This is a genomic window from Paenibacillus sp. 11B (assembly GCF_030487755.1).
GTDB classification, from domain to species: domain Bacteria; phylum Bacillota; class Bacilli; order Paenibacillales; family Paenibacillaceae; genus Paenibacillus; species Paenibacillus vandeheii.
The window spans coordinates 22,365-32,305 of record NZ_JAUKNS010000013.1; the positions used below are offsets into that span (position 1 = coordinate 22,365).

Genomic DNA, 9,941 nt, shown 5'->3' on the forward strand with positions numbered 1-9,941 from the left:
CTCTACTTCCGGGCAACACTGAATCATAGATTAGTATGTTTCAGGAATGCCGATGGATGGAAGGAGATCAGGAGAAATGTCTTATATCCGAATGGAACATGAACATGCCGTTGAATTGCTGAATAGAGTTATGAAGCGAGTGGAAAGTGTGATAATTGGCAAGAAACAAGAAATTCGATATGTGCTGACTGCAATGCTTAGTGGAGGGCATGTACTTCTGGAAGATGTACCGGGTACAGGCAAAACGATGCTGGTTCGCGCTGTCGCTTCTGCACTGGATTGCTCTATGGGACGAATTCAGTTCACGTCGGACGTGATGCCGGCGGATGTGACAGGTACGTCGATGTATCATCCACATACGGGAGAATTCAAATTTCGCCCAGGACCCGTCATGTCCAATATTGTTCTGGCGGATGAAATCAATCGGGCTTCCCCCCGCACCCAGTCTGCACTACTGGAAGCGATGGAGGAACGACGCATTACGGTGGATGGCACAACCTATGCTTTGCCACGCCCGTTCTTTTTGCTGGCGACACAGAATCCTTTGCAGTTCGAGGGCACCTATCGTCTGCCTGAAGCGCAGCTGGACCGATTTATCATGAAGATTGGACTGGGATACCCTGAGCCGGAGCAGGAAGTCGAACTGTTAACTAGGATGCAAAGCAGAGAACTGTTTGATGAACTTCGTCCTGTCATGCTTGCTGAAGAAGTCGTAGCCATGCAGCGTGAAGTGAAGTATGTACATGTTGACCCTGTGGTCAAACAGTATCTGGTTGCTGTCGCCGTGGCCTCCAGAAGTCATCCGTCGGTAAGACTGGGCATTAGCCCGCGCGGAACATTGGCCTGGATGGCTGCTGCACAATCGTTTGCTTATCTCCAAGGTCGAAGCTATGTCATTCCCGATGATGTGAAAGAGATGGCTGTCCCGGTCCTTTCCCACCGTGTTCAGTTAAAGGCCCAGAACAGAGCGGAAGTCTGGGGGCAGGCGCAGGTAATTCAGGAAGTTCTGGCAGCGGTCCCTGTACCTGTTCAGATGGCGGCACAGGGAAGGGGACGGCGTCAATGAGTGCGCTGGGTCAACGGATGTTGGGTGCTGTCTTGGTGGTGGCTTTTGCCTCTTTCTATGTATGGCATGGCGGTAAAGCCGCGCTTTTTCTGTCCATGATCGCGACCTTGATGCTCGCAAGCGCACTGAGTATCCATTTTTTCGGTCCGCGCAATATTAACATTCGGCGGCAAATGCATGCGAATCGGGTTGTGGCAGGTGAAAGAACGACGGTAGCGGTGGAACTGAAATTCGACTGTCCGATTCCACTGTTATGGATCATTCTGTGTGAGAATACACCTGCTGGCGTACACCGTAAATTACTTTTCCCCGGAACCCGTCGCCAGTTTACGTATCAATATGAATTATCGGGTTTGCGAAGAGGTGTGTACAGATGGGAATCAGGGAAATTGTATTGGGGTGATATTTTCGGATGGAATACGGCCTCTGCAGAGACGGTGAATCATACCCCGCTAATTGTTGTGCCTCAAGCAATGGAATGGGGCGAGAGTGCTCCCGGAGAATGCTCAGCCATAGGTGAAGATGCGCTGTCTGAACGAAGAAGCAGTCAGGGAAATCGAAGTCCTGAGTTCCGGGAATACCAGCAAGGAGATCCTCTTGGGCGTGTTCATTGGAAAAGTACAGCCAAAACGGGTCGGCTTCAGACTTTTTTGCCTGAATCCTCAGATTCTGCCTCGCTGGGTATCCTTGTGTATGAAGGTGCATCAGGTTATGAAGTAAAGCAGTCAGAAAAGAGAGATACGCCTGCTTTTGAACGTGCGGTCCGTGCAGCTGCTCGTTGGATTTATACCGCTGAACGGGATAACATACCTTATCAGCTGTGGACAGAAGGCGGTGGGTCAGGATCTGCCCACCAGGAGAAATGGCAACAAGAACTCTTGTATTCACCTGAAAGCCATGAACTGGACAAACTGGCACAGGCACGAATCTCAACATCTCACGCTATAACTCCGTCGCTTCGTACAGAGATGTTGGATAGAATTGCGATCGGGTCACGAATTGTGGTTCTCACCGGAAGAATGGATGACGCTCTGGTGGACTGGGTAATGTGTGCAACCGGGTTGGGGTACAGGGTAGATGTTCAACTGACCGATCAAACCAATCGTGACGCGGGCAATGAAAGTCTGGAACAGCTTCGTCAAAGAGGAGTACAGATCCATTGGATCACAGACGGCTCATTACCTTCAATGAGAAAGGCGGAGGTAACAGATGTGGGAGCATAATGGAAACCTTCAAGCGAATTCCACAGTAGCTGAAAAGGGGCGTACCGCCAGTTTAGGATTAGAGTCTGTGCAATCCATATATAAAGCTGAAACGAGGACATCTGGAGTAGATCTGAGGAGTAATGGTCAAAGCTCGGAGCCTCTCCTTTACAGAATTGGTATTTCTGCCATTTTGCTTATATTGTCCCTGGAGTGGATCTATCCTATAACGTCAACGGGTCAGCAGGGCAGTGAACGATTCTTGTCCGTAATGGCAGGATTAACAGGGGCCTTGCTTCTCATGGGGTTGCTTCGTACGGGCTGGATCACGGGAATACTAATCAGGCTCTGCATTGCGCTAGCCGCATTATGCTGCATATATGGAGGGAATGACCCTGCCGGATGGGCAACTACATACCCGGCCACTTTTTCGGCAGATATGGGCAGTTTCTTGAGTACCTGGCGTTTTCACTCCATTAGTGTGGAGACAAGAGGTCTGCTCATGATGTGCGGCTGGAGCATGCTAATGGCTTCTGTGCAGTCGCTTGTACTGCTGCGACGAAGTGTGATGCTGTTTGGCAGTGCAACATTGGTCTATTTGCTGCTGCTTGAATCCTTTGCCGGGCTGGATGTATATGCTTCGGTAGTACGTTCTGTGCTGTGGATTCTACTCATTCAGGCCATGCTGCAGTTGCTTCGTCTTAATGGCGGGGTCACGACCCCGATCTTTAGGAACAGTCCTTACGGCCGTTGGTGTACAGTAACACTTACGGTGTCGGCAGGTATGGTACTTTGCTCAGCGATTCCTGGTCAGCTTGCTTTCCTTCCTCCGCCGGAACGGATATCCCTTGAGCAGATGGGTGAGCGACTGGCCCGCTGGGCAGGCTATACACAGCACGGAAGTATTCCTGCCGCATCCGCTGTCACAGGATATAGTACAGCGGATGCACCAATGGGGGCACCTTTGGTACAGGGAGACACGATTTTTTTTACGGCGAAAAGCTCGGTAGCTACGTATTGGCGGGGCGAGACCCGTTCATATTATAACGGAAGCACCTGGAGCGATCCGGTGCAAAGCTTTGCGACAGCAAGTCCATCCGGATTGGTGCGTACCGATGGTTGGGAGTATCCAGCCTATTGGCAGCGTATTCGTCAAACGGTGACGATGAAGCGAGAATGGCGAGGACCAAATCCCCTTTTTACAGGCGGAACGCCGCTCAATCTTTCGTTCCAGGATAAGAACAGTGATCTTCAGAAGAACAAACGTTTACTTCTGTCGAATGAAGATTCAGCAACGTTATGGCTCGCGGGTACCTATGACGATCAGCCGGTCAAAAGTTATACGGCAGATGTGATGATTTCTGTGGCAACACCTGAACAACTACGCCTTCTGGAGAAGACGTCCACAATGAAGGATCCAGCCGCTGTTCGCAGAACGTATCTGCAACTGCCGACTTCGCTTCCCGGGCGTGTACAGGCTCTTGCCAAGGAAATCATTCGGGGCAGCGAAACCCGTTATGATGCTGTACAAGCCGTGAAGAATTACTTAGCCGACCACGCCGAATATACACTGGATACCCGTATGCCACCGCGAGGAACTGATTTTGTGGACGATTTTCTGTTCGTCACACGGCAGGGATATTGCAATCATTTCTCAACAGCCATGATTGTACTGCTGCGTGCAGAGGGTATCCCGGCACGCTGGGTTAAGGGTTTTGGACCGGGTGAAGCAGACCCGGACGACTCCGGGCAATACATCGTTACTCAGGGAGATGCACACTCCTGGGTTGAAGTGTATTTCCCCGGCGCGGGCTGGATGCCATTCGAGGCTACGCCTGGCTTCACCATGACTCAGGGTGAAGGCCAAGACGTTGCTGCGCTTAGCGGGCAGCAGCCCGTTGCCGTAACCCCGCCGCAGACAGACGGCGGGGTGGCTCACGCGGGCGCATGGCTGCTCGCCCGCGCACGGGCCATTGCCGCGCACCCATGGCTCGCGGCAGCCCTTGCGGCAGCGGCGCTGCTGTGCGCCGCCGGGGCCGTGCGCATGCGGCGGCTTCGCCCCGCGCTGCGCCTAAGGCTGCTGCTGGCGTGGCCGCGCAGCAGCTTTCCAGACCGCGAGCGGCTGCTTAGCGCCGCCGCTCCGGTCTGGGCCGCGCTCGCGCGCCGCTACGGCCCGCGGCCGCCGGGAATGACGCTGCGTGAATATGCAGCGTCACCCCCTGTGGCCGCAGGCACGGATGGCGCGGACATCGCGCGGTTTGCAGCCGACTGGGAACGGCTGCTGTACGGGCCGGACCGTCCGCTGCGCGCGGACAGTCTGGACTTCCTGCGCCGGGCGCTTCATCTGGCCCGGCGGATGCAGGCGCTGTAACACGAAGTACAGCGCTATACATAGACGCCTTTCTCGCCCTATAAGCGAACGAGGCGTCTTTCCGCGAGCATACACCGCGAGCTTCATGCGGAAGATCTCTTTTATAATGAAAATAGTGCATAAAGCCTTTTCTTATATTTCCGATCGGAAATAAATAGAATCAAAGTGAAAATAATCGACCCAATACCGTAATTTCAGACGTTGGATTTGCCATGTTTTGAGATGTCGAAAAAAGGAGTTTCGCCTTTCCTTGACGGTATGTTTTGTCGTTGCGTATAATTAGTTTCATTAATTGAGGGAGGCACGGTAATGAATAAGCAAAATGAAATAGTGGTTGTCCTGGACTTTGGGGGACAATACAACCAGTTAATCGCCAGAAGAATTCGGGATCTCGGCGTATACAGCGAGCTTTTGCCGTATAACACACCAGCGGAGAAAATCGCAGAATTATCACCAAAGGGTATCGTGTTCTCCGGTGGACCATCTAGCGTTTACGCAGAAAATGCACCACACGTAGATCCGGCCGTTTATGATCTGGGCTTGCCAATCTTCGGAATTTGTTACGGCATGCAGCTCATGGCACAACAGCTTGATGGTAAAGTGGAGCGTTCCGAGAAGCGCGAGTACGGTAAAGCGGATATCGAGTTTGCACCAGGTTCTGCTCTCGCACAAGGTATCGAAGGTGAACATACGGTATGGATGAGTCATGGTGACCACGTGGTTGCTCTTCCTGCTGGATTCAAACTGGATGCAGGCACGGAAAGTGCGCCAATCGCTGCGATGAGCAATGACGAGCGCAAATTGTATGCTGTTCAGTTCCATCCAGAAGTGCGCCACTCTGTTCGCGGTAATGAAATGATTAAAAACTTCCTGTACGAAATCTGTGGTTGCGAAGGCAACTGGAGCATGGAGACGTTCATCGAAGATACGATCAAGGATATCCGTGAAAAAGTGGGCGACGGTAAAGTATTGTGCGCACTTAGCGGCGGTGTGGATTCCTCCGTTGTGGCTGCATTGCTTCACAAAGCCATCGGTGACCAACTGACATGTATGTTTATCGACCATGGTCTGCTGCGCAAAGGCGAAGCGGAGAGCGTAATGGAGACGTTCGTCGGCAAATTCGACATGAAAGTTGTCAAAATTGATGCGCAAGAGCGTTTCCTGTCCAAACTGGCAGGCGTGGATGATCCGGAACAAAAACGTAAAATCATCGGTAACGAGTTTATTTACGTATTTGACGAAGAGTCCAAGCAGTTTGATGATTTTGCTTTCCTGGCGCAAGGTACACTGTACACGGATATCGTGGAAAGTGGCACAGCGACAGCTCAAACGATCAAATCCCACCACAATGTGGGCGGATTACCTGAGGACATGAACTTCAAGCTGATCGAACCACTGAGCGCTTTGTTCAAAGACGAAGTGCGTAAAGTCGGCGAAGAGTGCGGTCTGCCAGAAGCGATCGTATGGCGTCAGCCGTTCCCAGGTCCGGGTCTGGCTATCCGTGTACTGGGCGAAGTGACTGAGGACAAGCTCAAAATCGTTCGTGATTCGGACTACATCCTGCGTGAAGAAATTATCAAAGCCGGTCTTGACCGCGAAATCTGGCAATACTTCACAGCCCTGCCTAACATGAAGAGTGTTGGGGTAATGGGTGACGCGCGTACGTATTCCTATACTGTAGGTATCCGTGCTGTAACGTCCATCGATGGAATGACAGCTGACTGGGCACGTATCCCTTGGGACGTACTGGAGAAAATCTCCGTGCGGATCGTTAACGAAGTGGATAACGTAAACCGTATTGTGTATGACGTAACTTCCAAACCACCAGCAACGATTGAGTGGGAATAGAAGTTTTAACTACACAGATTTAATAACAAGAGATCGGAGATTCCGTCAAAGGATCTTCGGTCTCTTGTTTTTCTTTCATTTGGTGTTGTACAAAGAATCGAACTTAAACCAGGATGGAATCGTAAGGAGGTTGCCGCACTAGCCTTAAAGAGCTCGCTCTCCTGCAAATGAAACAGATTACCGCTGAGGATATCGAATCCCTGATTCATCGTAAACCCTTGGAAAGAATGATTGTTCATTTGAAAAATGCCAAACAGCAAAAAGTCGCGAAGCAGGCGATTATGGCAGCAGGTATATGGGATGAGAGTGGATGGTGGTATAACGAGGAACCTCTGAATATTTAATTTCTTTTTTAGGTTCATTTCAGCTTGTTTTCATGTGGGGCTTGTACACTGAGTACATAATACGGCTACATGGCACTGAAAGGAGAATTGAATGTATGCGTAAAACCGACAATATGAGCAAATGGAAGATGGGCATTGGAAGTGCGTTTCTGATGGTGATGCTGGCAGGATGCGGCTCGGGTATGCAGGACCTGGCTCTCGGTGCGGGGGATTCTTCATTTGCAAATGTAGAGGCAGCAGATTCGTCTTCCGATCAGACCCGGAATCAGGAGTTGTATGAAGGAACAACAACCGGTACTACTGATCCGGAACAACAGCAGGTACAGGACGTTCAAACAGAGATTTAGAATGTAGGACCCATCATGTAAAAAAATGAACTCGTAACCGAGCAGTCCGCTCTCTATACCTAATCTTTCGAACGAATACCTAAATACATTATCCTCATCACATAATTATTCTATCAATAACCCATTAAGCTACCATGGATCAACGTGTGCATGCCACCTTTGACTGCGGTAGCTTTTTGAATGTTGCAAATGATGGAAATCAGCCTTTGGCAAGATCAACATATACTTGAAAAATTCACCGGAAACCTCATGTAAATTTGGGTTGTAAACCGCTGAACTGGTTCATTTTGTTAAATAATACGAACGATTTAGTTAATGAATGCGAATAACATTCGTTTTTCTCATTGACAACTAGAGGTAACCCTCCTAAAATAGTGATGGGAAACACACAAATAGCGCATAACTACTTCGTATAATCCTGGGGATTGGCCCGGGAGTCTCTACGAGATCACCCTAATGATCTGGCTACGAAGAGGAGAAGGCTGAGCACATGAATTCTACATGATTGCGTCGGGCATGACACCACGCACATTAGAATTTTTTTTGTTCTCCGTATTGGCACCGTGCCACTCCTCATCAGCTAAAACCCTGGGTGATGCATTCATCTTAGGGTTATTTGTCGTTTTTCAATATGGCTTCAACATCTCTAAGGAGGAATTGGTGAATTATGGATCGTTTCTTTAAATTAAAAGAAAACGGAACGAACGTTAGAACGGAGATTGTTGCGGGTCTCACTACCTTTATGACAATGGCGTACATTCTTTTTGTCAACACGCTGTTCTTGGGATCAGCTGGAGCTGGAATGTCGGATAATGCCGTATTTTTTGCAACAGCCGTAGGTGCCGGTTTGATGACTATTATCATGGGATTGTTCGTTAACATTCCGATCGCCCTTGCACCAGGCATGGGGTTGAATGCTTATTTCATGACCGTGGTTTTGAGCTCAAACGGTGCGATTTCCTGGCAGGCCGCTCTCGGAGCCGTATTTATCTCTGGTATCGTATTTATTATTTTGACTGTGACCAAGATCCGTCAGATGCTGCTCGTTGCAGTTCCGGATTCATTAAAAATGGCAATCACAGTTGGTATTGGTCTTTTTATTACCATTGTCGGTTTCAAACTGGCTAATCTGGTCGCGGTAACAGTTAATGTTGCACCAGATGCGGATCTGAGCCAGCCGATTCCGGGCAGCAGCTTCAATCTGTCTTTGGGTAATTTTATAACGCATCACGATGCATTACTGGCCTTGATCGGACTACTCATTATTGCTGTACTTATGGTTATGCGCGTCAAAGGTGCACTGCTAATCGGTATTATTGCCACAACGTTAATTGGTATCCCAATGGGCGTTACGAATCTTAGTGGCTTGTCCGGTGCAAGCTGGTTGCCTAACTTCAGCGATCTGGCGGTTGGACAACTGGATCTAAAAGGTGCAATTAGTCTTGGATTGTTTGAAATTATCTTCATCTTCACCTTTGTAGAGTTGTTTGACACATTCGGAACGATGGTGGGTACAGCAACGCGAATGGGGATTATGAAGGACAAGAAGAAAGGCGAGAAAACGATTGGTAAAGCAATGCTCGTCGATGCTGTGGGTGTAAGTGCGGGTGCTGCCCTGGGTACGAGTACCATTACTGCTTTCGTTGAAAGTGCCTCTGGTGTCGAAGCAGGTGGACGTACAGGTCTGACTTCTGTAACAACAGGTATCCTGTTCATTTTGGCCTTGTTTATTGCTCCGCTGGCATTGGTTGTTCCGTCAGCTGCAACAGCTCCGGCATTGATTATCGTCGGTGTCCTGATGATGAGTCAGGTTCGCAGCATTGAGTGGGATGACTTCCTGCAGGCTTTCCCAGCCTTCCTTACAATCGTATTGATGCCTTTCACTGGAGGAATTGCGAACGGGATTTCCGCAGGGATTGTATCCTATGTCATTCTGGCCGTATTCAGTAACCTGGTTACGGAGCGCAAGGTGAAGATACATTGGCTTATGTGGATATTAGCTATCATTGTTATATGCCGGTATGTATTCATCGGTGGAGAATAACAAGTTTAATAGATTGAAATTGGTTAATTACTTGCCATAGGTTCGTTATGATACAAATGAAGAAGCGGAAGCCTCGGTACGATATCGGGGCTTTCGTTTTTTTGTTTTCTTCTATATAAAGGAGAAACAACATGAGTTACGGTTTGATGGTTTTTGATTCAGTTCTGGCTCCAGTTGAATAGAACATTGTTCATGAGCTGGTATGGCGAACAGACAAAGTGGTCTAGTTAACGGCAAGCCGGATATAAGTTTGAAAGATATTCTACTATTTATAATAGATAGTGGTTTACTGTAAGAGAGTTGTTAATCTCTGAGGTTGGAATGATAGGTGCTGTGCTACGGGATGAACTAAACTATTAGATTTAAGCTCGATTTCAGGTTTGGTCCATGACTTGTCGTGCTGGGATGTATCGAGGGAATAGGTGGAGAGAGTATGTAGGAAATGAATTTATAAAATATGAAAATAAAGCTTGCATTCAAAAACTGTACATGGTATATTCTAATTCCGGCCAAGAAAACACGAGAAACACGGTGCGGCAAGCGAAACAAATAAGCTTCGAAAGAAACTTAAAAAAAGAGCTTGCAAAGTTGGTTCGGATGTGATAAGATATAAAAGTTGCTGAGTTGAACGAAGCTTAGTAGCGAAACAAGTTTGATCTTTGAAAACTGAACAACGAGTGAGTAACGATCTTGCTTGCAAGATCGACGCTGAGAAATCG

The 9,941-nt window shown here is 48.8% G+C and carries 7 protein-coding genes and 1 riboswitch; all 7 genes read left to right on the forward strand.

Annotation, left to right across the window (positions count from 1 at the left end):
* Positions 1-76: 76 nt before the first annotated feature.
* On the forward strand, positions 77-1,066 hold the full coding sequence (locus Q0V21_RS32340; protein WP_301882556.1) for an AAA family ATPase: 990 nt from the start codon (positions 77-79) through the stop codon (positions 1,064-1,066).
* Positions 1,063-2,289, forward strand: a complete 1,227-nt coding sequence (locus tag Q0V21_RS32345) for a DUF58 domain-containing protein (RefSeq protein WP_301882557.1) — start codon at positions 1,063-1,065, stop codon at positions 2,287-2,289. Before Q0V21_RS32340 ends, Q0V21_RS32345 begins: the two co-directional genes overlap by 4 nt.
* Positions 2,276-4,639: a DUF4129 domain-containing transglutaminase family protein gene (locus tag Q0V21_RS32350; protein WP_301882559.1), complete on the forward strand. Its 2,364-nt coding sequence runs from the start codon at positions 2,276-2,278 to the stop codon at positions 4,637-4,639. The genes Q0V21_RS32345 and Q0V21_RS32350 overlap by 14 nt, the downstream gene beginning before the upstream one ends.
* Positions 4,640-4,948: 309 nt before the next feature.
* Positions 4,949-6,487, forward strand: a complete 1,539-nt coding sequence (gene guaA, locus Q0V21_RS32355) for a glutamine-hydrolyzing GMP synthase (protein ID WP_301882560.1) — start codon at positions 4,949-4,951, stop codon at positions 6,485-6,487.
* Positions 6,488-6,654: 167 nt separating this feature from the next.
* A complete protein-coding gene (locus Q0V21_RS32360) occupies positions 6,655-6,831 on the forward strand; it encodes a hypothetical protein (RefSeq protein ID WP_301882562.1) in 177 nt (58 codons plus the stop codon).
* A gap of 95 nt (positions 6,832-6,926) precedes the next feature.
* Positions 6,927-7,178, forward strand: coding sequence for a hypothetical protein (locus tag Q0V21_RS32365; RefSeq protein ID WP_301882563.1), 252 nt, complete (start codon positions 6,927-6,929; stop codon positions 7,176-7,178).
* Positions 7,179-7,566: 388 nt separating this feature from the next.
* Positions 7,567-7,666: riboswitch (purine riboswitch) on the forward strand.
* A 179-nt stretch (positions 7,667-7,845) separates the two neighbouring features.
* Positions 7,846-9,222 carry an NCS2 family permease gene (locus tag Q0V21_RS32370; protein ID WP_024630796.1) on the forward strand — a complete coding sequence of 459 codons (1,377 nt, stop codon included), beginning with the start codon at positions 7,846-7,848 and terminating at the stop codon, positions 9,220-9,222.
* The last annotated feature ends 719 nt before the right edge of the window (positions 9,223-9,941 follow it).